The 26,305-nt window shown below is 56.9% G+C and carries 24 protein-coding genes; 11 read left to right on the top strand and 13 right to left on the bottom strand.

Translation table 11 applies throughout. The features are described 5' to 3' along the window. Positions 1–2 precede the first annotated feature (2 nt). Positions 3–1,871 carry a 3D-(3,5/4)-trihydroxycyclohexane-1,2-dione acylhydrolase (decyclizing) gene (iolD, locus tag Q1A75_RS06060; protein WP_299550443.1) on the bottom strand — a complete coding sequence of 623 codons (1,869 nt, stop codon included), beginning with the start codon at positions 1,869–1,871 and terminating at the stop codon, positions 3–5. A gap of 116 nt (positions 1,872–1,987) precedes the next feature. Here iolD and Q1A75_RS06065 point away from each other — a divergent pair, with 116 nt between their 5' ends. The 3 genes from Q1A75_RS06065 to Q1A75_RS06075 are packed head-to-tail and all read left to right on the top strand — an operon-like array spanning position 1,988 to position 5,161. Further along, positions 1,988–3,091: a Gfo/Idh/MocA family oxidoreductase gene (locus tag Q1A75_RS06065; protein WP_299550441.1), complete on the top strand. Its 1,104-nt coding sequence runs from the start codon at positions 1,988–1,990 to the stop codon at positions 3,089–3,091. A gap of 15 nt (positions 3,092–3,106) precedes the next feature. Continuing rightward, positions 3,107–4,003: a TIM barrel protein gene (locus tag Q1A75_RS06070; RefSeq protein WP_299550439.1), complete on the top strand. Its 897-nt coding sequence runs from the start codon at positions 3,107–3,109 to the stop codon at positions 4,001–4,003. A 3-nt stretch (positions 4,004–4,006) separates the two neighbouring features. Next, complete coding sequence (locus Q1A75_RS06075; protein WP_299550437.1) at positions 4,007–5,161, top strand: Gfo/Idh/MocA family oxidoreductase; 1,155 nt, start codon at positions 4,007–4,009, stop codon at positions 5,159–5,161. 206 nt (positions 5,162–5,367) lie between these two features. Here Q1A75_RS06075 and Q1A75_RS06080 read toward each other — a convergent pair whose 3' ends face one another. Then, complete coding sequence (locus Q1A75_RS06080) at positions 5,368–5,901, bottom strand: hypothetical protein (protein ID WP_299550435.1); 534 nt, start codon at positions 5,899–5,901, stop codon at positions 5,368–5,370. Positions 5,902–6,062: 161 nt separating this feature from the next. On the opposite strand from Q1A75_RS06080, the gene Q1A75_RS06085 reads away from it, so the two are divergent. After that, entirely contained in the window at positions 6,063–6,794 is a 732-nt protein-coding gene (locus Q1A75_RS06085) for an endonuclease/exonuclease/phosphatase family protein (RefSeq protein ID WP_299550433.1), read from the top strand. Between the two features lie 74 nt (positions 6,795–6,868). Here Q1A75_RS06085 and Q1A75_RS06090 read toward each other — a convergent pair whose 3' ends face one another. The 5 genes from Q1A75_RS06090 to Q1A75_RS06110 form a co-directional block, all read right to left on the bottom strand. Beyond that, positions 6,869–7,870, bottom strand: coding sequence for a LacI family DNA-binding transcriptional regulator (locus Q1A75_RS06090; RefSeq protein ID WP_299550431.1), 1,002 nt, complete (start codon positions 7,868–7,870; stop codon positions 6,869–6,871). Positions 7,871–7,873: 3 nt separating this feature from the next. Then, positions 7,874–8,068 carry a hypothetical protein gene (locus Q1A75_RS06095; protein ID WP_299550429.1) on the bottom strand — a complete coding sequence of 65 codons (195 nt, stop codon included), beginning with the start codon at positions 8,066–8,068 and terminating at the stop codon, positions 7,874–7,876. A gap of 9 nt (positions 8,069–8,077) precedes the next feature. Next, positions 8,078–8,854 carry an ATP-binding cassette domain-containing protein gene (locus Q1A75_RS06100; RefSeq protein WP_299550427.1) on the bottom strand — a complete coding sequence of 259 codons (777 nt, stop codon included), beginning with the start codon at positions 8,852–8,854 and terminating at the stop codon, positions 8,078–8,080. An 11-nt stretch (positions 8,855–8,865) separates the two neighbouring features. Beyond that, positions 8,866–9,948 carry an ABC transporter permease gene (locus tag Q1A75_RS06105; protein WP_299550425.1) on the bottom strand — a complete coding sequence of 361 codons (1,083 nt, stop codon included), beginning with the start codon at positions 9,946–9,948 and terminating at the stop codon, positions 8,866–8,868. 102 nt (positions 9,949–10,050) lie between these two features. After that, positions 10,051–10,989 (bottom strand): sugar ABC transporter substrate-binding protein, encoded by a 939-nt coding sequence (locus tag Q1A75_RS06110; protein WP_299550423.1) that lies wholly within the window; start codon positions 10,987–10,989, stop codon positions 10,051–10,053. Between the two features lie 430 nt (positions 10,990–11,419). On the opposite strand from Q1A75_RS06110, the gene Q1A75_RS06115 reads away from it, so the two are divergent. The 7 genes from Q1A75_RS06115 (at position 11,420) to Q1A75_RS06145 (ending at position 19,095) form a co-directional block, all read left to right on the top strand. Beyond that, positions 11,420–12,451: a LacI family DNA-binding transcriptional regulator gene (locus Q1A75_RS06115; RefSeq protein WP_299550420.1), complete on the top strand. Its 1,032-nt coding sequence runs from the start codon at positions 11,420–11,422 to the stop codon at positions 12,449–12,451. A 118-nt stretch (positions 12,452–12,569) separates the two neighbouring features. Next, on the top strand, positions 12,570–13,865 hold the full coding sequence (locus Q1A75_RS06120; protein ID WP_299550418.1) for a sugar ABC transporter substrate-binding protein: 1,296 nt from the start codon (positions 12,570–12,572) through the stop codon (positions 13,863–13,865). Between the two features lie 167 nt (positions 13,866–14,032). Continuing rightward, the gene (locus Q1A75_RS06125) at positions 14,033–14,971 is read left to right on the top strand and encodes a sugar ABC transporter permease (RefSeq protein WP_299550416.1); all 939 of its coding nucleotides are present in this window, start codon (positions 14,033–14,035) and stop codon (positions 14,969–14,971) included. A 4-nt stretch (positions 14,972–14,975) separates the two neighbouring features. Next, a complete protein-coding gene (locus Q1A75_RS06130; RefSeq protein ID WP_299550414.1) occupies positions 14,976–15,809 on the top strand; it encodes a carbohydrate ABC transporter permease in 834 nt (277 codons plus the stop codon). Between the two features lie 9 nt (positions 15,810–15,818). Beyond that, positions 15,819–16,823 (top strand): ABC transporter ATP-binding protein, encoded by a 1,005-nt coding sequence (locus tag Q1A75_RS06135; protein ID WP_299550412.1) that lies wholly within the window; start codon positions 15,819–15,821, stop codon positions 16,821–16,823. After that, positions 16,820–17,593 (top strand): L-iditol 2-dehydrogenase, encoded by a 774-nt coding sequence (locus Q1A75_RS06140; protein WP_299550410.1) that lies wholly within the window; start codon positions 16,820–16,822, stop codon positions 17,591–17,593. The genes Q1A75_RS06135 and Q1A75_RS06140 overlap by 4 nt, the downstream gene beginning before the upstream one ends. Beyond that, a complete protein-coding gene (locus Q1A75_RS06145; protein WP_299550409.1) occupies positions 17,593–19,095 on the top strand; it encodes a mannitol dehydrogenase family protein in 1,503 nt (500 codons plus the stop codon). The genes Q1A75_RS06140 and Q1A75_RS06145 overlap by 1 nt, the downstream gene beginning before the upstream one ends. Before the next feature lie 7 nt (positions 19,096–19,102). On the opposite strand, the gene Q1A75_RS06150 is transcribed toward Q1A75_RS06145, so the two are convergent. Genes Q1A75_RS06150 through Q1A75_RS06175 form a run of 6 tightly spaced genes read right to left on the bottom strand, consistent with a single transcriptional unit; the run spans position 19,103 to position 26,269 of the window. Then, the gene (locus Q1A75_RS06150; protein ID WP_299550407.1) at positions 19,103–20,227 is read right to left on the bottom strand and encodes a Gfo/Idh/MocA family oxidoreductase; all 1,125 of its coding nucleotides are present in this window, start codon (positions 20,225–20,227) and stop codon (positions 19,103–19,105) included. An 11-nt stretch (positions 20,228–20,238) separates the two neighbouring features. Then, positions 20,239–20,994: a sugar phosphate isomerase/epimerase gene (locus tag Q1A75_RS06155; protein ID WP_299550405.1), complete on the bottom strand. Its 756-nt coding sequence runs from the start codon at positions 20,992–20,994 to the stop codon at positions 20,239–20,241. A 12-nt stretch (positions 20,995–21,006) separates the two neighbouring features. After that, positions 21,007–23,397 carry a glycoside hydrolase family 2 protein gene (locus tag Q1A75_RS06160; protein ID WP_299550403.1) on the bottom strand — a complete coding sequence of 797 codons (2,391 nt, stop codon included), beginning with the start codon at positions 23,395–23,397 and terminating at the stop codon, positions 21,007–21,009. A 6-nt stretch (positions 23,398–23,403) separates the two neighbouring features. Further along, positions 23,404–24,477, bottom strand: coding sequence for an ABC transporter ATP-binding protein (locus tag Q1A75_RS06165; protein WP_299550402.1), 1,074 nt, complete (start codon positions 24,475–24,477; stop codon positions 23,404–23,406). Positions 24,478–24,480: 3 nt separating this feature from the next. Further along, positions 24,481–25,371, bottom strand: a complete 891-nt coding sequence (locus Q1A75_RS06170; protein ID WP_299550400.1) for a carbohydrate ABC transporter permease — start codon at positions 25,369–25,371, stop codon at positions 24,481–24,483. Continuing rightward, positions 25,364–26,269: a sugar ABC transporter permease gene (locus Q1A75_RS06175; protein ID WP_299550398.1), complete on the bottom strand. Its 906-nt coding sequence runs from the start codon at positions 26,267–26,269 to the stop codon at positions 25,364–25,366. The genes Q1A75_RS06170 and Q1A75_RS06175 overlap by 8 nt, the downstream gene beginning before the upstream one ends. Between the last annotated feature and the right edge of the window lie 36 nt (positions 26,270–26,305).

Below are 26,305 nucleotides of genomic sequence, written 5' to 3' on the forward strand. Positions count from 1 at the left end.
CCTTAGACTCCCTTGCGCTGCCTGGCGCGCGTGGATTCCCAATCCATATGAGCGGCAGCGACCTTCTCATTTTCGGTCACATGCGGCGTGCCAACTTCCCACCAGGCGTGACCCTCGGTCGTCCAGCCCTCATATGCGTCGACTTTCATGCAGATGACGTAAGTCTTGTCGCTGGCCTTGGCCCGCTGGAACGCCTCGCCCAGCTCTGCCGGGTTCTTGACCGTTTCGACCGCCGCACCCATGCTTGCGGCATGGGCCTCGAAGTCCACGGCAAACGCCTCCGGGATCGTAGGCGCATCGCTGAGCAGGTTGTTGAAACTTTCATTGCCGGTGTTGTTCTGCAGCTTGTTGATGACAGCAAAGCCACCGTTATCAAGGACCAGAACGATCATCTTCTTGCGGCTCAGGACCGAGGAATAGATGTCCGAGTTCATCAACAGGTAAGACCCGTCACCACAGAACGTGATGGTGTCCTGACCGGGCTCTCGCTCAGCCTGAGCAATTCGCGCGCCCCAAGCGCCCGCAATCTCATAGCCCATGCAGGAAAAACCAAACTCGACATCCACCGTACCGATGTCGCGCGTGCGCCAATTGGCGGTTACCTCTGCAGGCAGCCCGCCCGCCGCAGCCACAACACGGTCGCGCGCATCACAAGCAGCATTCACAACGCCGATCGCCTGCGCATAAGAGTTGGGACGGTTGCCATATGCCACGTTGTCAGCGACATATTCAGCCCACTTGGCGCGTTCTGACTTTGCAAAATCAGTCCACTCGGTCGGTGCGGTATGGCTCATGAGCGCCGAACCAAGTGCATCAAGACCAAGTTTGGCATCGCCAACCACAGGCAGGGACCTATGCTTGCCCGCATCATGCCGGCCTGCGTTCAGGCCAATGATCTGCGCATCGGGTGCAAAAGCCGTCCATGAGCCGGTGGTAAAATCCTGCAAGCGACAGCCCACTGACAAGATAACGTCGGCCTTCTCCGCTATGGCGTTGGCGCTGTCCGAACCCGTGACCCCGATGGGACCACAGTTGAGCGGATGCGTTTCCAACATATTGGCGCGTCCCGCAATGGTTTCGACCACTGGGATACTATGTGCTTCGGCAAAGGCGGTCAGCTCTTCAACGGCCCGAGAGTATTGCACCCCACCCCCGGCGATAATCATCGGGCGCTTGGCGCCTGTCAGCGCGGCGGCGGCGTCCGCCACCTCTACAGCATCCGGGAATTGTCGACGAATACGATGCACTGTCTTTTGGAACATCGCTACCGGGTAGTCATAGGCCCACCCTTGAACGTCCTGTGGAAGACCGATGAAAGCAGGCCCGCCATCGGCGGGGTCCAGCATCGTCGCAATTGCATTAGGTAGCGATTGGATGATTTGCGCGGGATGAGTGATGCGATCCCAATAGCGTGTTACGGGTTTGAACGCGTCATTGACGCCAAAGGTCGGATCACCAAAATGCTCAAGCTGTTGCAAGACGGGGTCTGGCAACCGCGTGATGAACGTGTCGCCGCACAACATCAGCATCGGCAGGCGATTTGCATGTGCAAGGGCCGAGGCCGTGAGCAGGTTTGCAGTCCCTGGTCCGGCCGAAGCGGTACAAAACATGAAACGCTGGCGCAGCCACGTTTTTGCATATGCAGCCGCCGCAAATCCCATGCCTTGTTCATTCTGACCACGGTAGAGTGGCAGTTCGGCCTTGTGATCATAAAGCGCCTCGCCCAGGCACGTCACGTTGCCGTGCCCAAATATGCCGAAACCGCCGCCGCACAAGCGCCAGTCCTGTCCGTCGATCTCAATGTACTGCGCCGCAAGATAGCGGATAATCGCCTGAGCCGTTGTCAGACGCACTGTGTCGCTGCCCGCCATAAAATCCTCCCAAAGGCTTGCGCGAATTCTTTTTGACGATTCTGTATTGACCCGTCCGTTGCAATGACGATACCGGTATTGCAACCGGTTGCAAACACTTTTTGGGAGGAGCCCGGATGGCGGAGATCGGGATAGGTATCGTGGGCGGTGGCTATATGGGCAAGGCCCATGCAGTGGCATTTGGATCTGTGGCTGCCGTGTTCGATACGGCCCTGCGTCCGCGGCTCGAAATGGTGTGTGCAACATCGCGGGCTTCGGCTGAAAAGTACCGCACCACCTATGGGTTTGCTCGCGCAACAGACAATTGGCGTGTTCTGGTCGCCGACCCCAAAGTCAACGCGATCGTGATTGCCTCTCCGCAGGATACGCACCGCGACATCGCCCTTGCGGCCTTCGCTGCTGGAAAGCCCGTCTTGTGCGAAAAACCGCTGGCCGAGACGCCGGATCACGCACGCGACATGGTCGCAGCAGCCAAAGCCGCAGGTGTCGCCAACATGATCGGTTTCAACTACGCCAAGACACCGGCCACCCAATACGCCCGCCAACTGGTGGCCGAAGGACGCATCGGACAGGTCACCTCGTTTCGCGGAGAGATGACCGAAGATTTCTATGCCGACCCCGACAGCCCAGGCACGTGGCGGGCACAAGGGGATGCCAACGGCTGCATGGGCGATCTGGCTCCTCACCCCATCAACTGCGCGCAGGCGATCATGGGGTCCATCGAGGCGCTTTTTGCCCGGGTCGAGACCGTGCACAAGACACGGCTGGGTGTTAAAGTGACCAATGACGATCAGGCTTACCTGACGCTCCGCTTTTCCTCAGGCATCAATGGCAGCGTGTTCATCAGCCGCGTCGCGACGGGCCGCAAGATGGGTTATGCCTATGACATCTACGGCACCAAGGGCGCGATCCGATTTGATGGCGAGGATCAGAATGCGCTGTGGCTCTACACCGCCGAAGGGCCTGAGGCTGAGCGCGGCTTTCGCAAGATCCTGACCGGTCCCGCACATCCCGACTACCTGCCCTTCTGCCAGGGTCCCGGCCATGGCACCGGATACCAGGATCAGATCATCATCGAGGCCAAGGACTTTCTGACCGCGATCAACACGGGTGATCCCGTGTGGCCCACGTTCGAGGAAGGCTTGCGCGTCAATCAAGTTGTGGCCGCGGCCCTTGCGTCTTCGCGTGCGGAGACATGGGTTAACGTGGCGGATTTCTGAACAAAGGCGAACACCATGATCAAGATCGGCAATGCCCCCTGTTCCTGGGGCGTGGAATTTGCGGACGACCCACGCAACCCAGCTTGGCGCAAGGTCCTCCAGGAAAACGCAGATGCGGGCTATACGGGCATTGAGTTGGGTCCAGTGGGCTTTATGCCCGAAGACCCCGCGGTGCTGGGCGACGCGCTTGAAGAGTTTGGACAGGAACTAGTGGGCGGGGTCGTTTTCCGTCCCTTTCACGATCCGGACGCGTGGGATGATGTGATGGACGGGGCCGTGCGCACCTGCAAAGCGCTGAAAGCACACGGCGCGCAGCATCTTGTGCTGATTGACAGCATTTCCGGACGCCGCGCGCCAACTGCAGGCCGCGCTGCCGAGGCGGAACAGATGGACAAGGCAGAGTGGATCACCTTTCGCGAGCGCATTGCTACCATCGCCAAGATGGGTGCAGAAGAATACGGGCTGACTGTCGGCATGCACGCGCACGCCGCAGGCTTTATCGACTTCGAGCCGGAGCTTGAACGCTTGCTGGATGAGGTGGACGCGGGCATCATGAAAATCTGCTTCGATACCGGGCACCACTCCTATGCTGGGTTCGATCCCGTGGCCTTCATGAAGCGTCACATCGGGCGGATCAGCTACATGCATTTCAAAGATATCGATCCCAAGGTCAAAGCAGATGTGATTGCCAAACGCACCGGTTTCTATGACGCCTGCGGTCAGGGCATCTTCTGTAACCTGGGGGATGGCGACGTGGACTTCCCAGCTGTGCGCCAAGTACTGCTGGACAATGGATTTGATGGGTGGTGCACAGTGGAACAGGACTGCGATCCAGCTGGCGATACGTCACCTATCGACGACGCGAAGCTGAACCGCGCGTATCTGCAATCCATCGGATTTAAAGGAGCCTAAATCATGGCAAAGCTACAATGGGGCATGATCGGCGGCGGTGAAGGCAGCCAGATCGGACCGGCCCACCGCCTAGGCGCAGGGCTGGACGGGTTGTTCGAATTTTCCGCCGGCGCGTTGGACCACCGCCCCGAAGAGGGTCGCGAGTATGGTCAGCGCATGGGCTTGGGAGACCGGGCGTACGGATCCTGGCAGGAGATGCTGGCGGGCGAGCAGAAGCGCGACGATCGGATTGATCTGATAACTGTCGCCACGCCAAATTCGACGCATTTCCAAATTACCAAGGCCTTCCTCGAAGGCGGCTTTAACGTGCTCTGCGAAAAGCCCATGACCATGACCGTCGAAGAAGGGCAGGAGATCGTCGAGATCGCCCAGAAGACCGGCAACATCTGTGCGGTGAACTACGGCTATTCCGGTTATTCGCTCGTTCGTCACATGCGAGCGATGGTGGCGCGTGGGGACATCGGCAGGGTAAGGCTTGTCGTGGCTGAGTTCGCCCATGGCCACCACGCCGATGCGACAGATGCGGAAAACCCGCGTGTGCGCTGGCGCTATGACCCGGCACAGGCGGGCGTGTCGGCGCAGTTCGCCGATTGCGGCATCCATGCGCTTCACATGGCGTCATTCGTAACCGGGCAAGAGGTCGAAAAACTAAGCGCCGACACGGTGTCCTGCATCGACGTGCGCACATTGGAAGATGACGCGATGGTCAACTTCCGCATGGATGGCGGGGCCGTGGGTCGACTGTGGACGTCGTCCGTCGCTATTGGTCGGCAACATGGGTTGGGCATTCAGGTCTTTGGCGAAACCGGCGGTTTGCGCTGGAGCCAAGAGCAGCCCAACCAGCTTTATTATATGCCTTTGAACGAACGTTTGCAGGTAATCGAACGGGGCGAGGCGAACCTCTCGGCCGAAGCCGACCGCACGACTCGCGTGACCATCGGCCATGCCGAGGGGATGCCGCTGGCCTTTGCCAACATCTACACTGACTTGGCCGAAGCGATACACGCGCGGAAAGAGGGACGTTTGATGGACCCGGCGGCAAACCTCTACCCGCGCGCCGAGGACGGGTTGCGATCAATGGCTGCCGTGTTCGCAGTGGCCGAAAGTGGCAAACGGGACGGCGCTTGGCTAGATGCCCGACCACCGATGTTTCAATAGGCTGAATAACAGAAATGCCGCCACCCATGAGCAGCGGCAAGACGTTGTTCGCAATGGTAAGCTTTTGCCACCCATACACTTTGTGCCAAACATGGGACTGGCGATCCTTCGAGCGGAGCAATTTCATTCGATCTGACCCATGCTCCGAACCGATCGAAGGCCAGTCAGACAGGATTGCAACGGTAACCGATCCGTGTGCCGACGTCTCAACGGCGCAACTTCTCCTTTGTCCTGCGATAAAGGCGCCTGTTCGCATCAACAAATTGGCCAATAAATGGGGCGAAAAGGCGCTTTTCACGTCCACTGAGATAAAAGTAGCCACTGACAGCGCCGATGATTGCACCCAAACCGTTTACGATGAGGTCTCCCATCGTGTCGTCGAGGCCGCTTTTCTGCATGTTGAGACCAAAAATCGAGTCCATGGCATACTCGAAAATCTCCCAGATACTGCCGACTGTCACTGCAAGGCAGAAGGACAAAAACGCAATGGCAACCGGAGGCGCAGCAAAGCGATCTCCTTCAAACAACATGAAGATGAACAAAAAGCCAATCAAGCCGAACCCAATGGCCGAGGATCCGTGCAGTGCAAGGTCCCACCACCAGACACGTTCATAAAAACCAAATGCCTCGCCCATAATAATGGAGCCACCGATAAAGAGTGTCGCGGCAAGCAGAAACGGAACCGGCACGGAAATGGAATATCGGGAGGCCAGGAAAACGGGCGCGATGCTAAGCCCCAAGGTCAACAAAGCGACAAATGCCAGTTCCCAAAAGCCAACGAAAAGAGCGACAAAGGATGGCGCGAGCAGGATACTCCATAGGATCAACAAGATAGGGTTTTGGTATCTGAGCCGTTTCAAGGGCCTATTCCTTTTCGGAGATCACTGCATACGTAAGTGTTATGGCCCTGCTTAGAACCCCCCGGACATTGCGTTTTGCCAGCTATAACATTCGCAAGGCAAGAGGATTGGACGGCCGCAGGAATCCTGGACGAATTCTGGACGTTCTGAACGGATTACAGGCGGACGTCATCGCCTTGCAGGAAGCCGACAAACGACTGGGTGACAGACCCGCAGCCCTACCGATGCGCATGATCGAGACGCAAACCGACTTTGAGATTTTGCCAACTGCAAAAAACGAAGTCAGCTTGGGCTGGCATGGGAATGCTGTTTTGCTGCGAAAGGGGGTTGAGGCGGGAGGCGTGCAACGGATCGACCTTCCCGGATTTGAGCCACGCGGTGCCGTCTATTTTGAAATTGACCTCGGCCCTTTGTCGGTTGCGGTCATGGGCGCTCATCTTGGTCTCATGCGCCGGCATCGGCGCCTTCAACTCGAAAGACTGGCGACGCATGTTCAAAGCGCTGACGATGCGATTATCCTTGGGGACTTCAACGAATGGTCCACCCGTCGAGGGCTTGAACCATTAACGCCAAGATTTACGGTACTCAGTCCCGGCCAGTCTTTCCACGCCGCTCGCCCAGTTGCAGCGTTGGATCGCATAGCGCATTCCGGTGCCATAATAATGACCGAGGCGGGTGTGGAGCAGGGAAAACTGGCACGGCAGGCGTCAGATCACCTACCAATCTGGGCGGACTTGATGTTGCCAAGGCCATCCGTGGCTTTGAACACTTGAGCAAGCAAACATCTTTGCCCCAAGTGTGATCGGACTGGCCTTAGGGCAACCATTTCGACCGCCGATTGGTGCCCTTAGCGCATTACCGGGCGCAGGGTGCCGCGTTCCACAACATGACAATCAAAGGTCAGAGATTGGGCCACGGTTTCCTCGCCATCCAGCATCGCCTCGACCAGATCGACGGACGTGCGCACGATGTCGTCGATGGGGTTGTGGATCGTCGTTAGATCGATCAGTTCCCACGCTGCCATTTCCATGTTGTTAAGCCCGAGGATTCCCACATCATCGGGGATCGACAGACCTGCATCCTTGATCGCCGACAATGCGCCAATGGACAGGACGTCATCACCACAGAAATATGCCTCTTCCGGACCCATGCACAGAAGGCGGGCCATCTCGTTCCGGCCCGCATTAAAGGAATAGGCGGCAGCATAACTGACGGACAGGGACATTTCCGGATGGCGTCCCAATTCTTCGACAAATCCGGTGTGTCGGTCGCGGGTAGATGTGGCGCTGAGCGGACCGGCCAGGAAGCCAACCTTTCGGTATCCCCGTTTGATCAACTCACGCGCGGCAATACGCCCCGCTTCTATGTTGTCGATCCCCAAAACATTGATTTTGGGCGCGTCCGTCAGACGACCAAAGGAATGAACGACACGCATCCCTGCCTCGTGAAAGCTTTCGGCAAAGCTGGCCGGGAGCGTGGATGAGGCCACGATAACCGCGTCGACCGAATACTGCTGCAAAAGCCGCACAGAATTCGAAGGATCCGTTTCATCCGACAGGTTGACCAGCAAAGGCCTTAAATCGCGCTTTTGCAGCTCGCGCGTGACCAGGTCAAAGACCTCGAGAAAGATCGGGTTGTGGAAGTTGTTTGAAATCACACCGACCAGTTTGGTCCGACCCGTCGTCAGGGACGAAGCTAATGCGTTGGGGCTGTAACCCAACTCGGCGGCGGCTTTTTCGACCTTTTCCCGCGTCTTACCACTGATTGAGGCACCCGGCGTGAAACAACGCGACACTGCAGAGCGGGAGACACCCGCCCGTTCAGCCACATCCTTGAGCGTCACGGCCATGTGTCAGTTACCACCGTCGTATTTGGACCAATCGACCTTGCCGAATTGCCACAATGCCAACGCTGCCATGCCAAGAAATATGATGCCCCAGATCACCGCACCGGTGGCCAGTTCAAACAGGCCCCAGAACACACAAATCACTACGGTCAAGTGTCGCCGCCAGGCTTGTGCAAAGAACGGATGGTCAAGATTCAGCATCGCGTACCCTCAGGCCGCGTCCTCGTACCCTTCCTGCGTTTTGGCGCCGGTGATGTAGGCGACAACATCCTGCCCATCGGTGTCTTCCTTGCGTAGGTTCGCGCAAATGCGTCCGCGCCGGAAGACCACGATCCGGTCCACCAAGTCAAACACCTGCCGCATATTATGGCTGACAAGGATCAGCGGCTCGCCAGCTTCTTTCAACGTACGGACGATGTTTTCAACCTGGGCAGTTTCCTGAACGCCCAATGCCGCGGTCGGTTCGTCCATGATGGTAAGGCGCGAGTGGAATGTCGCTGTCCGTGCGATCGCCACGCATTGCCGCTGGCCGCCCGACATGTTGCGGATCGTGTTGCGGATATTCGGGATCTTCACAGCCGTCTTTTCCAGGCCGTCGATAGTGGCCTTTCGCATCGCCTTGTAATCGAGCAGGCGGAAGGGCCCGAGCCAATCAAACTTGGTCTTTTCACGGCCTAAAAACAGGTTGTCGGGTACATCCAGATCATCAGCAAGCGCCAGCGTTTGGAACACCGTTTCAATCCCCGCTTCGCGCGCATCCAGCGGGCCGCCGAAGCTCACCGGTTCACCATAGAAAAAGATGTCGCCACGTGTGCGCTGCTCAACTCCGGTGATCTGGCGGACAAAAGTAGATTTGCCCGCCCCGTTGTCCCCCATGATCGCCACATGTTCACCCTTTTTGAGAGTGAAGTTGGCATCGTTCAGGGCGTGTACTCCACCGTAGTGTTTGGTCAGCCCCCGTGTTTCCAGAACAATATCGTCGCTCATGGTGTGCTCCCTCAACTTCGCATGGCCGCGCGTTCCTGCCGGACCTTGTCCAACACGACCGCGCCAATGATGATCCCGCCCATCGCCATCAACTGATAGAATGCGTCGAGCTTGATGTAGGTGAACCCGGACTGGATGACACCGAACACCATGGCGCCCAGCACAGTGCCAATGATCGACCCGCGCCCACCCGTCAGGCTGACGCCACCGATCACAGCCATGGCAATCGCATAGAGTTCATAAAAGATACCCATGCCGGACTGCGCCGTCAGGTTCTTGGAACTCAGTACGATGGCAGCAAATGCGGCGAGCATCGACGCAATCATATAGACCAGAACCTTGTGCCGCTTGACGTTGATGCCCGACATCCTTGCAGCATCCTCGTTTGAACCGATGGCATAGGTGTGCTTGCCATAGACAGTGTACTTCAGGATGAAGTGGAACAGGATTGCCAGTGCGATGAACAGATAAACTGGCATCATGCCTTTGCCGATCAAAGAGTAACTTTCAGTGGGGAAAGACACCGGCTGCCCGCGTGTCCAGGCCTGTGCAATGCCACGGCAAATCAAGAACATACCCAATGTCGCGATAAAGGGCGGGATGCGGGTGTACGCGATCAGACTGCCGTTTATGGCCCCTATGAACGCTCCAAAACTGAGCCCCACTATCAGGGGTATAATAAGCGGTAAGTCAAAGGCCCAATCACCAAACACCGCCTTGGGATTCGGACCGCCGTTAACCAGTTCGGTTTGAGCAAATGACATGACGATCATCGCCGTGGCCCCCACAAGAGGGCCGGAACTGAGGTCGATACCACCAGAGATGATGACCTGCGTCACGCCCAGCGCTATAATACCAATGATGGCGACTTGCAGGATAATAATGCGCAACCGCGCCTCGTTGAAGATGCTGTCAAACCTGTCACGCGTGTCAAACAGGAAGCTTTGACCTTTCATATATGGAAGCAATTGGCCTGCTGCCTCGAACGCGAAAATGATCAGGATCAGCGCGAAAAATATATTGAGCTCATTCGGCCAAGCGCGCTTTCTGGCGTCAAATGTCAGCCCGCCGGTGCCCTGCGTTGCGTCGGCCATGGGTGCCTCCCAGTTGAGCGGTCCGTTGGGCCGCTTCTTGTTTTCAGTGTGAATTTGGTCAGGCGGCGCACATGCGCCGCCTGTCTTGTCTGTTCACGTGGCCTAGTTCAGAAACTCAGCAACGTTATCCGGTGTCACCAGTTTGAACGGAATGAACACGGTCTTATCCACATCTTCCCCGGCTGCCAACTGAAGCGCCGTGTCGATGGATCCGGCGCCCTGACCTGCAAGATCCTGGAACACGGTCACATCCATGTCGCCCGCCTGCATTGAGACCAGAGCGTCGGGTGTCGCATCAACGCCACCAACTTCGACGTCATCCATCGAAATGCCGGAAGACTTCATGGCTTGGATCGCACCAATTGCCATTTCGTCGTTGTTGGCGAACACCGCATCGAACGGCTCACCCGATGAAATCCAGTTGGTCATGAGGTCTTGCGCCTGGTCACGCGACCAGTTGGCGGTCTGCTTGTCGATCAACGTGATGAAGTTACACATGTCCATGCCCAACACGTCTTCGACATCCTTGGAGCGCTGGACAGCCGCTTGGTTCGACAGTTGCCCCATCAGCATGTACGCAGTCGCGCCACCTGACTTGCCTGCTGCGCGCAGGTTCTTGCAGATTTCAAAGGCTTTGAGTGTTCCGGACTCGATCTCGTTCGAGGCGACAAAAGCCTGACCTTCCGGCAGCGTGTCCATGTTGATCGGCTGACGGTTCACATAGACCATCGGCACTCCGGCCGCGGCAGCGGCCTGGCTCATAGCTTCGGTCGCGTTGGTGTCAACGGCATTCACGACGATCGCGTCGACGCCGCTGGCGATGAAGTTGTTGATCTGGTCCAGCTGACGCGCAACGTCGTCTTGTGCGTCCTCCATGATCAGCTCAACACCATCCAGCGTTTCAATGTGGTCCGTCATGCCGTTACGCATAATCGTCAGACCATTGTCATCAAAACGGGCGACAGATACGCCAATGGTTTCGGCCATCGCAGTACCACCCATCAGGGTAGCCAGTGCGCTTGCCACAAGAATTTTCTTCATGGTTTCCTCCCTACTGGCGTGTCCGGTCCACGCCACTTTTTACCGGACCACCCACCGCGCTCAGTCTCTATTCAAACCGAGTCTCGGCTGGCGACGACGGTGATGATATGCGAGTCGCCGCATTTTGCAACCGGTTGCATTCAAAAATCCACACGCGCAACTCTGCCCATTCCAGAACACGTTGACAGTACCGTCAGTTATGCGCGCTGAGTGCGGACTACCGGAAGAACGTATTGGATCGCTGTTCGTTGACGTGATCAATCATTGCGGCGGCCATATGAGACGCCTACCCGGTTCCAGGTTGTATGTGCATGCGCGTATTTGGACGGGACCGCTGCTTCGAATGTTTGCGCGCGCAAATTTTTTTGCCTATCGTTTGTCCGGTATTGGCCTGACTTCTCGTTTGTTTGGCCAGAGGACGGAGCACAAGATGAGCGAACGCAAGATCAGGAACATGGAGGAGTTCGCCTCGGTCAGCGGCATTTCCCGTCCGACAGTATCCAAGTATTTCAACGACCCGGCCAGTGTCCGCGCGTCCACACGTGCGCGGATCGAAGCAGCGATCGAACAATACGATTACCGCCCGAACATCTATGCGATGAACCAAAACCGACAACTGACGAAGAACATCGGCGTTGTTGTACCCTATCTTGCCGATCCATTCTTTGGCGAGATTGTGCGCGTGATCGAAAGGCGTTGCATCGAGGCGGGGTTTTCTCCGTCATTGTTCAGCTCGCATGGTGAACCGGAGCAGGAACGGGATATCCTTGATACGTTGCGGTCATTAAAGCCCGCAGGTGTGTTATTGGCACCCCTGGGGCGACTGTCCAACAAGTCCGCGATCGAAGCCTTTTGCCGTGATGTGCCAACGGTTTTGTTTGATAGCAATATTGAAGGTATGGGCGAAGCCTTTGTCGGATCAGACAATTACAGCTTCGTGTCACAGACAGTAGAGTATTTGAGTCGCACAGGCGAACCACCGTGTTTCTTTGAAATGAAGCACCCGGCCAACCCAAACGCGAACAAACGTCGTCGCGCTTATCTGGATATGATGGAACGACTGCAGCTTGAGCCACACGTGATGCAAGTCGATGGTACGGGCTGGGCCTTTGAAGAGATCGGGCGCAACGGCGCACATGATATTCTTAGCAGAAAAGCCTTACCGACCCATACGGTTTTGTGCAGCAATGATCGGTTGGCCATTGGCTTTCTCTCAGCTTGTTTTGAGGCTGGGTACAAGGTCGGACGCGGCACCGATCATGACCTGCGCGTTGCCTCGCATGATGACCATCCGTTTTCACGCTACACCTGCCCGGCCCTGACAACCGCCGCGCATAATTACGCCAGTGTTTCGGGCCACGCGGTAGAAACGTTGTTTCGCCTGATCGAATCGGGCGGAAGGTTTCAAACCCGCGAGGAAACTCTGTTCGCTGCACATTTGATTATGCGAGACTCGGCCTAAAGCATTCCACTGGCCTGATTTCTTGAATTTTCTTTACGCGCGTAAAAAATAAATTGACGCGGCGACAAATCTGCGGGTAGCGTTTGGCTTGTCACATCCAATAATAGGGAGGAGTCGGATGTACTTGAAGAACGCACTTCGTGCGGCGACAGCATTGTCGCTTGTCACGGCAACGAGCGCGCTGGCAGACGGCCATGCGAAATCGCTCACCATCGCGATCGTGAACAACGGTCACATGATCAACATGCAGAAAGTCGCGGAAGCATACACCGAAGAAACCGGTGTCGCGCTTGAGTGGGTTTCACTGGAAGAAGGTGTGCTGCGCGAGCAGGTCACGTCCGACACTGCCACAGGCGGCGGCCAGTACGACATCATCAACATCGGCATGCAGGAAGCACCCATCTGGGGTCAGGCTGGCTGGATCGAACCACTGGACTTCAGCGCAGAGTACGATGTCGACGACATCCTACCCGCAATGCGCGAAGGTCTGAGCTATGACGGTCAGCTGTATGCTGCACCGTTCTATGGCGAAAGCTCGATGGTTATGTATCGCAAAGACCTGGCCGATGCGGCTGGTGTCTCGATTGCTGACAACGACAGTTGGGACAATGTCAAAGCAGCAGCTGCTGCGATGCATGACCCCGACAACGGTGTTTACGGTGCCTGCCTGCGCGGTAAGCCAGGTTGGGGCGACAACGCAGCCTTCATCACGACGGTTGCCAACTCGTTCGGCGCACGCTGGTTCGACGCTGACTACAAACCGCAACTGGACTCGCCAGAGTGGAACGCCGCTGTCAGCTTCTATGTGGACCTGCTCAGCAGCTATGGCCCTCCCGGTTCGGAAGGCAACTCGTTCAACGAGATCCTCGCCCTTTACAACGAAGACAAGTGCGGTCTTTGGATCGACGCTACAATCGCGGCTTCGTTCTTGGACAACCCGAATGTTGCATACGCTCAGTCGCCAAATGCCGGTAACCCGGTTGGTGCGAACTGGCTGTGGGCATGGGCGATGGCTGTACCTGCCGGAACTGAAAATGCAGAAGAGGCAAAAGCCTTCATCGAGTGGGCAACATCCAAAGACTACGTGAAAGCAGTCGGTAACCACCCTGACTTTGGCTGGGGCAAAGTCCCAACAGGTCAGCGTGCATCGACCTATGCGATCCCTGAGTTCCAGGCTGTTGCAAAGTTCGCGTCCGCCGAGATGGCTGCAATCGACTCCGCAGCCCCCGGTGCAACTGATCTGAAGCCCTACGTTGGCGTCCAGTTCGTTGCGATCCCGGAATTCCCGGAAATCGGAAGCGCGTTCGGCCAAGAGATGTCGGCCGCACTGTCGGGTGCCAAATCGGTCGAAGACGCACTGGCCGCAGCACAGGAAGTTGCTGACTCGGTTATGCGCGAGGCAGGCTACTACTAAGGCCCGCGCGCCAAGACCAGAAGGCCCGGTGTATCCGGGCCTTCGCCCCCCCACAAAGGGTCATCGGAGACCTTGCCCGGTCGGGCTAAACTTCCGAAACTGAAACCACAAGATCTTTGAAACCACCGCACGAGGCGAGCACTTCAACTCGCCAAGGCAGGAGAGTCATGTCTAACAGAACGCTCCCACGATTGCTTCAGACACCAGCTGTCATAATGCTCCTGATCTGGATGCTGATCCCTCTGAGCTTGACGCTTTACTTTTCGTTCATCCGCTACGTGCTGAACAACCTGCGTCGCCCGGAATGGACAACGCCAAGCTTCAGTAACTGGCGAGGCTTCGGCAACTACGAATTTGTTCTGAATTCCAAAGACTTCCTGTTTGCCATTCAGAATAGCCTGCTCATCGTTGGCAGTATTCTGTTTTTGACCGTGATCCTAGGCGTGCTGATTGCCGTGATGATCAACAAGGCCTTTCCCGGACAAGGGATCGTTCGGGTCCTTCTGATCTCGCCCTTCTTCGTGATGCCCGCCGTGAACGCGGTGCTATGGGTCAACATGATCCTTGATCCGGTGCTGGGCCTTCAGGGGCTGGCGGTCGCGGGTATCAATGATCTGATTGGGTCGTTGCAAAGCGCCCCGGGTGTCGGATGGTTCTTCTCACTCTGGCCGGAGGTCAAACCGATCTCGTTCCGGGCCACGCAGACATCAGCCTATGCCGTCATCATAATGGTGACCTGGCAGTGGACACCCTTTGCGGTCCTCATCTTCATGACCTCGCTGCAATCCGAGGATCAACAGCAGAAAGAGGCCGCTGTGTTGGATGGCGCAGGCACGTTCTCTCAATTCCGCTTTCTCACCCTACCTCACCTTGGCCGCCCCATCGCGATCGTGGTGATGATCCAGGCAATCTTCCATCTCTCGCTTTATGCCGAGATCGAGATTGTCAGCCGCGGCAATGGCAACAAGAACCTGCCCTACCTGATCGGTGAGTTCGCCAACAACAACATCGGTGCCGCCAGCGCCACCGGCATCTTTGCCGTCATCCTCGCCAACATCGTTGCCATCTTCCTGCTGCGGATGATCGGCAAGACACTGATGGAGTAAACAAATGGCCATCGTTGCAACCACCACCAAATTCAGCGTTTACGGGCGGCCAGTTCTGGCATGGATCGTGGGCCTTTTGTTCTTCTTCCCGATCTTCTGGCTCGTTCTGACCAGCTTCAAGACGGATGCAGACGCAGTGAAACCCGAGTTCCTGTTGTTCTTCACACCGACGCTCGACAACTACCTGAACATGACAGAGAATTACGACTATTGGCGCTTTGCGACCAACTCGATCATCACGTCTGTCTTCGCCACCATCTTTGCACTCGCTGTGGGTATTCCCAGCGCTTACGCGATGGCTTTCAACCCATCCCGCGCCACCAAGGACGTGCTGATGTGGATGCTATCCACCAAGATGTTGCCAGCGGCGGCGGTGCTTTATCCAATGACATTCATCACCAAAAGCATCGGTCTCTTTGACACCCATTTCATGGTCATCGTGGTCCTCATGCTGATCAACCTGCCAATCGTAATCTGGATGTTGTTCACCTACTTCAAGGAAATCCCCAAGGACATCATCGAAGCGGGCCAAATGGACGGCGTGAACACATGGGGCGAGGTCAAGGAAATCTTGATCCCGCTGGCCTGGGGCGGCATCGCTTCAACTGCCCTGCTTTGCTTCATCTTCTGCTGGAACGAGGCGTATTGGACAGTTCGCCTGACCACCACCGAAGCCGCGACACTGTCCAAACTTATCGAAGGCAACCGCGCACCCGAGGGGCTGTTCTTTGGCCGCTTGTCCGCCGTGTCTGCCGCTGCCGTTGGGCCCATCGTTGTGCTCGGCTGGTTCTGTCAAAAACAATTGGTCCAGGGCCTGACCTTTGGCGCCGTGAAATAGGATAGACTTATGGGACGTATCGTACTGGAAAACGTGACCAAGAGCTTTGGTGACGCACAGGTCATTCCTCCACTGGATCTGACCATCGAGGATGGCGAGTTTGCGGTCTTTGTCGGTCCATCGGGCTGTGGCAAGTCCACCCTTCTGCGTCTGATCGCCGGGTTGGAAGAAACCACATCGGGTAGAATTGTCATCGACGACAACGACGCAACGCAAGTGCCGCCCTCCAAGCGCGGACTGGCCATGGTGTTCCAATCCTACGCGCTCTACCCGCACATGTCGGTGCGTAAGAACATCGCCTTTCCCCTGCGGATGGCAAAGATGGATCAAGCCGCCATTGACACCAAGGTGGAAGCAGCAGCCAAGATCCTGAATCTGGCCGATTATCTTGAGCAAAAGCCCGGCCAACTGTCCGGTGGTCAGCGTCAGCGCGTGGCCATTGGGCGCGCCATCGTGCGCGAACCCGCGGCCTTCCTGTTTGACGAACCGCTGTCCAACCTGGACGCTGCACTGCGCGTGGGCATGCGGCTCGAAATCTCCGAACTGCACAACCGTCTGAACACCACGATGATCTACGTGACTCATGACCAGGTCGAAGCCATGACCATGGCTGACAAGATCGTCGTGCTGCGCGCAGGCAATATCGAACAGGTGGGCTCGCCGCTTGATCTCTATCATACCCCGCGCAACATCTTTGTGGCGGGCTTCATCGGGTCGCCCAAGATGAACATTATCGACGGCCCCGAAGCGGAAAAGCAGGGCGCGACGTCCATTGGCTTCCGTCCCGAACACACGGATGTCAGCACCACCGAAGGCATGTGGAAAGGCCGGGTCGGCGTGGCCGAGCATCTGGGCTCAGACACGTTCATCCATGTACACGACACGGGCCTTGCCGACATGATCACGGTCCGCATCACCGGCGACATCGCCGTGACCCATGGCGATGACATCTACCTGACGCCGCAGATGGACAAGCTGCACAAGTTCGATGCTGACGGATTGCGCATGGCATGACCCGATTGGCAGGTAAATCAGCATTGATCACTGGGGCCGCGCGCGGCATCGGCCGCGCCTTTGCCGAAGCATACCTGCGCGAGGGCGCACGTGTGGTCATCGCCGACATCGACACCGAGCGGGCGGCTGAAGCGGCCTCCCAACTGGGCGATGACGCATTTTCCGTACACTTGGATGTGACGGATCAGGCCAGCATCGATGCAGGTCTTGCCGCTGCGATCGAACACGTCGGAGCTATCGATATTTTGATCAACAACGCGGCCATCTTCTCCGCCGCTCCGATCACGGAAATCAAGCGCGACGACTATCAACGCGTGTTCGATATCAACGTCGCGGGCACCTTATTCACTCTACAGGCCGTAGCGCGCCACATGATCGACACGGGGACCAAAGGTGCGATCATCAACATGGCAAGCCAGGCCGGACGCCGGGGGGAGCCCTTGGTCGCGGTTTATTGCGCGACCAAGGCCGCCGTTATCTCTCTGACACAGTCTGCAGGGCTGAACCTGATCCAGCACGGTATCAACGTGAACGCAATCGCACCGGGTGTGGTGGATGGTGAGCACTGGGATGGTGTCGACGCATTCTTTGCCAAACACGAGGGCAAAGCCCCGGGGCAAAAGAAGAAAGAAGTGGGCGAAGCCGTCCCATACGGTCGCATGGGGATAGCTGATGATCTTACGGGCATGGCTGTGTTCCTCGCCAGCGACGAGGCCGAATACATCGTCGCACAATGCTATAATGTTGATGGCGGACAATGGATGAGCTGATGGCAGATGGTTCCGGAAAACGACCCGCCGTGCCCCTTTCGGACGCGGTGCTCGCAACACTACCCGACAGTGTCATGCGCCCTACTTATGACCGGTCGACTTTGCACCCCGGCATCGTGCATATCGGCGTCGGCAATTTCCACCGTGGCCATCAGGCATGGTATCTGCACCGGCTCATGCAAGCGGGATTGGCCCACGATTGGGCGATCATTGGCGCGGGCGTCCGCAAAGGTGATGCCCTCATGCGTGAAAAGCTGCTGGCTCAGGACTGCCTGACCACATTGGTCGAACTCGATCCCAGCGGCACTTCAGCCGAGATTGTCGGATCAATGATCGGCTTTCTACCGGTCGAACAGGACAACGCCAGTCTGATTGCAACGATGTCCAGAGATGACATCCGGATCGTCGCCTTGACCGTGACCGAAGGCGGCTACTACGTGGATCCCAAGACCGGCGGACTGGACCTGTCGCATCACGATATCCAACATGACATTGCCCACCCGGACACACCTGTCACGGCTTTCGGAGCGATAGTGGCGGCGCTGTCAAAGCGAAAAGCGGCGGGGCTTGGCCCCTTTACAAGCCAAAGCTGTGACAACCTTCAGGGGAACGGCGACATTCTTCGGAAGATCGTTGTTTCACTGGCCCAGGCCACTGACCCGGAGTTAGCGCGCTGGATCGAAACGCATGCAACGTTCCCAAATTCGATGGTGGATTGCATCGTGCCAGCCACTGGCCCTGACGAAATCGCGCTTGCCGCACAGTTCGGTATCACCGACGCAGCGCCAGTGACGCATGAAAACTTCCGTCAGTGGGTGATCGAAGATGCGTTCTGTGCGGGCCGTCCTGACTGGGACAAAGCGGGTGCCATCGTCACGGATCAAGTTCACTCTTACGAGGCGATGAAAATCCGTATCCTCAACGCGGGCCATCAGGTGCTGGCCAATGCGGGTGAGTTGCTGGGGCTGCCGACAATTGCCGATTGCATGACGCACGCGACTTTGCGCGCGTTTTTCCGCAAGGTCCAAATGGACGAGATCGTACCTTATGTGGCTGAAGTCCCAGGGTTTACCCCAGCAGCCTATGTCGACCTGATCGAAACCCGATTTGCAAATGCTGCCATCCGCGACACAACACGCCGCGTGGCATTTGACGGCTCTTCTCGCCACACCGGCTTTGTGCTGCCAATCCTACGCGACGCCATCGATGCACAAGGCTCCATCGCCGGTCTCAGCCTTGTTGAAGCCCTGTGGGCCCGCATGTGCGAAGGGACACGCGAGGATGGAAGTACTATCGAAAGCAATGATCCCCAGTGGGAGACGCTCACCATCGCTGCGCAAAAGGCAAAGTCGGATCCGCGGGCATGGCTGACGCAAAACCAGTACTATCAGGAATTGGCTGACATACCCGCGTTTGCCCGGCAATTTGAAACCTGGTTGCGCCTGATCTGGTCTGACGGTGTGGATGCTGCGCTTTGCGCATATACTACGCAAAGCGCTTAACGCGCTCCTACTTGAGCAACGCTTGCGCAGCTTCTGCCGTGAGTGGTTCTGGCCGTGCACACGTGGTGTTGAGCGTGATCATTTCACCCTGTTCCCCGGCTTGCAGAATGGATGTCATCACATCGACTGCATGCAACGCGAGTTCCAATGAACAGCGATGTGGTCGATCATCATTCATCGCCGCCGCCATCTCGGCCAGCCCGGCGGTGCGGTAGTTGGCTTTCGCCGCACCGTTGTTCTCCTGATTGGGAATGCCAAACGGATGTTCATCCGTTGCAAGCGCTGACGCTTCGCCGTTTGCGTCCACGATTTCAACATCTCCTGAAAACCAATTGGGATCAGGCAGGAACATGCTGCCAGATGTTCCATAGAGCTCCATGTGCCCATGCCGGTGTGCCCATACATCCCACGAGGTCGACAAGGTGATCGTGGCACCCGCCTCAAACTCGAGCAGGGCATGGATGTTGGTTGGCGTCTTGACCGGGATCACTTCGCCGCGTCGCGGTTCGGATAGAATGGTGCGTGTGTCTGTAGGGGTTGTGGCCAAGGCTCCAACCCGGCGGACAGGACCAAGCAACTGGATCAGGTTCGTCACATAATACGGACCAATGTCCAACATCGGTCCAGCGCCCGGTAGGAAGAAAAAGTCCGGGTTCGGGTGCCAGTGTTCCATCCCGTGGCTCATGACATGCGCCGTGCCTGCGACCACATCCCCGATCTGGCCCGCGTCCAGCGCAGCGCGCGCCGCCTGATGTGCACCGCCCAAAAAAGTGTCCGGTGCAGATCCAACCCGCAGGTTCCGGGCTGAGGCCAATGTGCGTAGTTCTTCACCCTGTGCCTGTGTCAGCACGATCGGTTTTTCGGAATACGCATGCTTGCCCGCCTGCAGGATCGCACGTGTCACTTCAAAATGCGCATCGGGGATTGTGAGGTTCACCACAATGTCGATGTCATCTGCGGCCAGAAGCTCTTCCACCGTGTGCGCCCGTACGCCAAACGCTTGCGCCTGCGCATTGGCTGTTTCCATGTTGAGGTCAGCCACAGCCCGCACCTCCAGCCCTTTGAACAAAGGCGCAAGTGTCAGATACGCGGTTGAAATGTTGCCACAGCCAATAATGCCGATGCCTTGCATGGAAGCCTCCCTTAAAATGTCTGCGTTGCGTCAAATGCGCGTTGCGCAAAACGGCGATGATCGCTTGGGTTGTCGTGCTCCGTTACGAAGTACCGCGTGCCCGCTGTCCGAAGTGATTGGAAGAGCGAGGGCCATTCCATGGTCCCATGGCCCACGTCTGCCCAACCATCCTCATCCTTGGCCTCGCCGGTCGGCGCGATGTCCTTGAGATGTGCAATCGCGATGCGTGATCCGTACTTCGCGATGGGTGCCATCGGATCGGCACCTGCCCGCACAGCCCAAGCCACGTCATATTCGAACATCACGTCCGCCGCGCTGTCGAGGATCAAGTCCATCGGCATGGCTCCTTCAACCAACGGTACAAATTCAAAATCGTGGTTGTGATAGGCAAGTTTCAAACCAAACTTCGACAACTCCTCCGCCACCGCAGCCAACCGTTTACCGTAGGCGCGCCACCCGTCAGCCGACGTCGGGCGATCATCCGGCTGAATGTATGGTATGACAATTGTTTCGACGCCGAAGCGTGCCGCGAGTTGTGCCACGGCAGCGGAGTCGCTTTCAAACATGTCCAGACCGACATGACAACTGGGCATGGTCAGCCCGTTGTCTTTCAGGCCGCGCTCCAGCGCATCAACACCCACACTGTCCGCCAGCAGGGCACTGTATCCTTCGACATGAGAGTATCCAATCTCGGCCAGCATCTTGAGCGTATCCTCAAGCGGCGGAAACAGGCGGGAACTGTAGAGCTGATAAGACAATGCGGTCATGTCAGTAGCCTTTCATATGTCATAAGTAGCGGAATGAAGATCACGGATGGTGAACCCAGCGGTGACGGTCGGATTGGCAGGGGTGAAATGCACGGTCACCGGTCGGTCCGGCAGCAGATCAAAAGCGTTGTCGCTGAAACGCCCCGGTTGATCCGCCTCGATCGCAACAAACAAGGCAAGTCGGGTCGAGGTCAGCGTGATACTGCAATAACCGTCTTGCTTGGAAATGTCAGACGAGATGCTGGCAGGTTCCAACGCGTATGCTTTGTAAGGGCGGGTTGCGAAGTGGTCTGACTGACTTGACCCCTCATCCGTGACCCAATCAAACACCAGTATTTCGTCATCACCCAGAGCGCTCTGCGGAACTGTCAATGCAGGCATTGCAGCATCTGTGCCTGCGGTGACGGATGTCATACCAACGCTTCGCATCTTACCATTCACCGACACGGCAAAGGCTTCAACCTCGACCTGCACCGTTTCCGGTCGGTCGTTCACAACATGCAATGCCACACCGTTCATAGTCGGCACGGCCGAGACAATCACATCAGAGTAGAAACGGCGCGCAACATGGTGCAGTAGCTTCCAACCGCCACCATGGTCCAGACTGGACCAAGAGCATACAGGCCAAGTGTCATTCAACTGCCAGTACAACGCGCCCATGCAATGCGGCTTAAGACTGCGCCAATGGGTGACGGCCGTCTTGATCGCAAGCGCCTGTTGCACTTGGCTGAGATAAACAAAATTCTCGAACCCGATGGGAAAGCGGAAATAGCGGAACATCGTTTCGGCAATCCGCGCATTTCCACCTGCATTCTTTTGGTGGCTCTCGATCACCGGGGCGGCAATGTTGAAATCCGCCGGGGCGGCAAAGTGCCTAATCACATCCATCGACGGATAGGATTGAAACCCAAATTCAGAACAGAAGCGCGGCGACACATCACGGTAGTGGTCAAAATCACGACCCTCGTGCCAGACAGACCAGAAGTGCATGTCGCCTGACCGATCATCATGCCATGCATCGCCAAAACTCATTGGCCCGGGAGATGGGCTGGATGGCCACCAGATGGCGTGCGGTGCCGTTTCTTTCAGTGCAGTCTCAATTGTTCTGTTCAACCGATCGTAGGCAACAAGATAGCGATCACGATCCTTGCGACTCTCCTCGTACCAGTTCAGCGCACCTAGCAACTCGTTGTCCCCACACCAAAGCGCGATGCACGCATGGTGGTTCAAGCGCGCCACCTGTTCGCGGACTTCGGCATCGACCTCGGTCAGAAATGTATCCGTGGCGGGATAAAGATGGCAGGCAAACATGAAGTCATGCCAAACCAGCAAACCCATCTCGTCGCACAAGTCATAGAACCAATCCGGCTCGTATCTGCCTCCACCCCACATCCGGATCATGTTCATATTTGCGTCGACCGCCGATTGAAGCAGATCACGGCAAACCTCGGGGGTGATCCCCGATCCAAGAGCATCTGCCGGGATCCAGTTTGCCCCCTTCATGAAAACAGGGTGACCGTTCACATGTAGGACAAAGCCGGTCCCCGACTCGTCCATGGGCGTGACAAGCTGGATGTTCCGCAAACCTATGCGGCGGGTGGCGGTTAGATTTCGAACCTTAACATTCAGAATATGCAAGGTCTGACCACCTAGCCCGGCGGGCGCCCAAAGCTCTGGCCCATCCAGATAGAGCGACACAGTCGCCCTGTCCGACAAGACAGGGGCAGAGACATCGATCCCACACACAGATACACGTGCGTCTGTGCCATCCTCAACGCCTTCTGTGTGAATGGCGGCCGTGAGTGTAACGCCCATGGCGTCATGGTCTTGTTCAATAACGATGTCCGCGATGCGGGGGCCGTGCGGCTGCAACAGGATGTCGCCGTACAAGCCAAACGGAGAAAGCGCGATGTTCCAGTCCCAACCAAAATCACATTCCGGTTTGCGCAGCATGTTGCCGTGTGGGATCGGGCAATTCTCAGCCTGAAACGGCACTGGAAATGGCTGCGCGTCCGCAAGGCTCTTGGCCGCGCGCGGCGCTGAACGAAAATGTAGAGTGAGCACGTTTTCACCCAAGATCAGCGCATCCGAAACGTCCACACGATGCGTACGGAACATACTGCTGGCTTGCAGCACGGTCTGACCGTTCAAAGACACATCGACCACAGTGTCCAACATCGACAGAACAAGTGTTAAATTGCGGCCCTTCGTCCGGAAGGTTCGGGTCAGCAGCCAATCCCGGTCCGCAATCCAGCGTAGATCATATTCATTCTGGCCCCAGTAAGGATCAGGAATAACACCAGCATTCCGCAATGCACTGATCCCATCGCCGGGCAATGTCATTGGCGCAGTGAATTGACCCGTCTCGTCCGACAGGTGCCAGAGGCCGCTGAGGTCAAGCATCAAGCGTCAGAGCCTTTCCTCGGTCGTCTTGTCGAACAGTGAGGCACGCGAAGGATCGAAACCAATCAAAATACGGTCGCCCGTGGAAACAGCCGCTTGGCCATCCATCCGAATACGCAACGGGACACCCGCCAGCGTCGCCCATGCCAATGTGTCCGACCCCATTGGTTCGACGATGTCCACAGTCACCTCGTTCGTCACCGGTAGATTTTTCGCCGCGCTGCCCGACAAGATGTGTTCGGGCCTTATTCCCAACCAGGCCGGACCAGCGGTCGCCGCGCCCCGGAAGGCATAACCCGCCAATGAAAACCGCTCTCCACCGGTGGAGAATGCATCTTGCTCGATCAAGCCTTCGAAGAAGTTGATCTCTGGGCTGCCGATGAACCCGGCTACGTACTTGTTCCGAGGACGGTTATAGATTTCAGTCGGCGTATCCAGCTGCTGGATAATCCCGCCTTTCATAATGGCAATCCGATCGGCAAGCGTCATCGCCTCGACCTGATCATGGGTCACGTAGATCATCGTGTTCTTGAGGTTGTGATGCAGGCGCTTGATCTCGACCCGCAGGTCAGCACGCAGCTTTGCATCCAGGTTCGACAACGGTTCATCGAACAAGAACACATCCACATCCCGGACCAAGGCCCGCCCGATGGCGACACGCTGCCGCTGTCCGCCTGACAGGGCAGCAGGCTTGCGATGCAACAACGGTTCGATCTGAAGGATTTCTGCAGCCCGCGCCACGCGCTTCTTAATCTCGGCCTTGCCCATCCGCGCGTTCTTGAGACCGAAGGACAGGTTCCCCTCAACCGTCATTTGCGGGTACAGCGCATAGGATTGAAACACCATGCCGATACCCCGGCCTGACGGCTCCTCCCACGTGACATTCCGGTCATTGATGTGGATTTCTCCGTCCGAGACATCCAACAATCCTGCGATGCAGTTCAGCAATGTAGATTTACCGCACCCCGAAGCGCCCAAAAGGACCAGAAACTCGCCCTCCGGGATGTCGATGTTCAGATTGTCCAGCACGGTCAGTGCACCGAATTTCAAGGTCAGGTCTTTGACAAGTACGGAAGTCATGGGTCAGCCTTTCACCGCGCCCGCGGCGATGCCCCGAACAAACAGTTTGCCAGAGGCGAAGTAGATGATGAGAGGGACAAGGCCGGTCAGCAGCGTGGCGGCCATGTTTACATTGTATTCTTTGACGCCCTGCACCGAGTTGACGATGTTGTTTAGTTGCACGGTCATCGGGTAGTCGGCCGGCTTGGTATAAATCACGCCGAACAGGAAATCGTTCCAGATGCCCGTGACCTGCAGGATGATCGCCACCACGAAGATGGGCAGCGACATGGGCAGCATGATCCGGAAATAAATTCCCCAGAACCCGGCCCCGTCGACCCGCGCCGCCTTGAACAATTCTTCGGGCACCGAGGTAAAATAGTTGCGGAACAGGAGTGTCAGAATGGGCATGCCGAACACCGTGTGCACCAGCACCAGCCCCCAGATGCTTCCGTACAGCCCAAGCTCTCGCAGGATAATCACCAGTGGGTACAACATCACCTGATAGGGAATGAACGCGCCCACGATCAGGATGGTGAAGAACACCTCGGACCCTTTGAACTTCCAGTTCGCCAGCGCGTAACCATTCACGGATGCAATTGCGATGGACAGGATCACAGACGGGATCAGGATCTGGACCGAATTCCAGAAGCCCCGGCTTAACCCTTCGCAGTTGATCCCGGTACAAGCCTCGGACCATGCCTTGACCCAAGGCTGGTACGTCACCTCGACCGGCGGGGCAAAGATGTTGCCAATGCGTATTTCGGGCATGCCTTTGAGCGATGTAACGATCATCACGTAAAGTGGCAGGGCATAGTAGGCCGCAATAACGATCAGGGTGCCATACAGCATGACGTTGGCGCGGGAAAATCGGCGACGGGGCTTGGGGCCGCGTGGAGTAATTGCATCAGCCACGTTTCTTCCCCCCAAACTCAAGGTAGGCCCATGGGATCAGAATTATGATCACACTCACCAGCATCATGGTGGACGCCGCAAAACCTTGGCCAAGGTTTTGGGCGCGGAACATATAGTTGATAACGTACTTGGCAGGCACCTCTGACGCGATGCCTGGCCCGCCATTTGTTTGCGCTACAACAAGGTCGTATATCTTGATGATGCCTGATGCGATCAGAACCAACGCCGTCACAAAAACTGGCCGCATCATTGGAATGATCACACGGAGGTAGGTCTTTACAGTCCCGATCCCGTCGACCCGCGCGGCTTTCCAGATGTCTTCATCAATACCGCGCAGACCGGCGAGCATGATTACCATGATCAGGCCGGTGCCTTGCCAAAGGCCAGCAATCAGGATCCCGTAGATCACGATATCGGGGTCGTTCAGCGGGTTGAAGGTGAAGCTTTCCCAACCCAGCGATCGCACCACATTCTGCACACCCAAATCGGGGTTCAGGATCCACTGCCATGCCAGACCGGTGACCACGAAACTCAATGCGAAAGGATACAGGAAGATGGTGCGAAACACGTTCTCGCCCCGGATCTTGCGATCCAGCAAAGCGGCAAGCGTGAAACCGATCACCAGCGTGAAAATCATTGAAAAGAAGCCATACACGGCAAGATTCTCGATCGAGATCAACCAACGGCGCGTGCCCCAGAGCCGCTCATACTGGTCGAGCCCGACAAAATTCAGTTTGGGCAATAACTTGGAAGATGTGAACGAATAGAGCACCGTCCATGCAGTGCCACCGACAAAGACGACGAGCGCCGTCAGAACCATCGGCACCGAAGCGATTTTGGCCGACAGGTTGCGGAACAGCCCCGAAGGCTTCCGCGATGAGGATTGCGAAGAAGACATGACCGACCCTGTTCACATGCCGCACTGCACCTGCCC

This window comes from uncultured Tateyamaria sp. (assembly GCF_947504105.1).
Taxonomy (GTDB): domain Bacteria; phylum Pseudomonadota; class Alphaproteobacteria; order Rhodobacterales; family Rhodobacteraceae; genus Tateyamaria.

Bases quoted from the DNA above. Each gene is read 5' to 3' on its own strand.
- Q1A75_RS06165 (WP_299550402.1), bottom strand. From the start codon at position 24,477: ATGACTTCCGTACTTGTCAAAGACCTGACCTTGAAATTCGGTGCACTG.
- Q1A75_RS06085 (WP_299550433.1), top strand. From the start codon at position 6,063: ATGGCCCTGCTTAGAACCCCCCGGACATTGCGTTTTGCCAGCTATAAC.
- Q1A75_RS06175 (WP_299550398.1), bottom strand. From the start codon at position 26,269: ATGTCTTCTTCGCAATCCTCATCGCGGAAGCCTTCGGGGCTGTTCCGC.
- Q1A75_RS06135 (WP_299550412.1), top strand. From the start codon at position 15,819: ATGGGACGTATCGTACTGGAAAACGTGACCAAGAGCTTTGGTGACGCA.
- Q1A75_RS06105 (WP_299550425.1), bottom strand. From the start codon at position 9,948: ATGGCCGACGCAACGCAGGGCACCGGCGGGCTGACATTTGACGCCAGA.
- Q1A75_RS06120 (WP_299550418.1), top strand. From the start codon at position 12,570: ATGTACTTGAAGAACGCACTTCGTGCGGCGACAGCATTGTCGCTTGTC.
- iolD (WP_299550443.1), bottom strand. From the start codon at position 1,871: ATGGCGGGCAGCGACACAGTGCGTCTGACAACGGCTCAGGCGATTATC.
- Q1A75_RS06100 (WP_299550427.1), bottom strand. From the start codon at position 8,854: ATGAGCGACGATATTGTTCTGGAAACACGGGGGCTGACCAAACACTAC.
- Q1A75_RS06160 (WP_299550403.1), bottom strand. From the start codon at position 23,397: ATGCTTGACCTCAGCGGCCTCTGGCACCTGTCGGACGAGACGGGTCAA.
- Q1A75_RS06075 (WP_299550437.1), top strand. From the start codon at position 4,007: ATGGCAAAGCTACAATGGGGCATGATCGGCGGCGGTGAAGGCAGCCAG.
- Q1A75_RS06110 (WP_299550423.1), bottom strand. From the start codon at position 10,989: ATGAAGAAAATTCTTGTGGCAAGCGCACTGGCTACCCTGATGGGTGGT.
- Q1A75_RS06150 (WP_299550407.1), bottom strand. From the start codon at position 20,227: ATGCAAGGCATCGGCATTATTGGCTGTGGCAACATTTCAACCGCGTAT.
- Q1A75_RS06090 (WP_299550431.1), bottom strand. From the start codon at position 7,870: ATGGCCGTGACGCTCAAGGATGTGGCTGAACGGGCGGGTGTCTCCCGC.
- Q1A75_RS06095 (WP_299550429.1), bottom strand. From the start codon at position 8,068: ATGCTGAATCTTGACCATCCGTTCTTTGCACAAGCCTGGCGGCGACAC.
- Q1A75_RS06140 (WP_299550410.1), top strand. From the start codon at position 16,820: ATGACCCGATTGGCAGGTAAATCAGCATTGATCACTGGGGCCGCGCGC.
- Q1A75_RS06065 (WP_299550441.1), top strand. From the start codon at position 1,988: ATGGCGGAGATCGGGATAGGTATCGTGGGCGGTGGCTATATGGGCAAG.
- Q1A75_RS06130 (WP_299550414.1), top strand. From the start codon at position 14,976: ATGGCCATCGTTGCAACCACCACCAAATTCAGCGTTTACGGGCGGCCA.
- Q1A75_RS06145 (WP_299550409.1), top strand. From the start codon at position 17,593: ATGGCAGATGGTTCCGGAAAACGACCCGCCGTGCCCCTTTCGGACGCG.
- Q1A75_RS06070 (WP_299550439.1), top strand. From the start codon at position 3,107: ATGATCAAGATCGGCAATGCCCCCTGTTCCTGGGGCGTGGAATTTGCG.
- Q1A75_RS06155 (WP_299550405.1), bottom strand. From the start codon at position 20,994: ATGACCGCATTGTCTTATCAGCTCTACAGTTCCCGCCTGTTTCCGCCG.
- Q1A75_RS06115 (WP_299550420.1), top strand. From the start codon at position 11,420: ATGAGCGAACGCAAGATCAGGAACATGGAGGAGTTCGCCTCGGTCAGC.
- Q1A75_RS06125 (WP_299550416.1), top strand. From the start codon at position 14,033: ATGTCTAACAGAACGCTCCCACGATTGCTTCAGACACCAGCTGTCATA.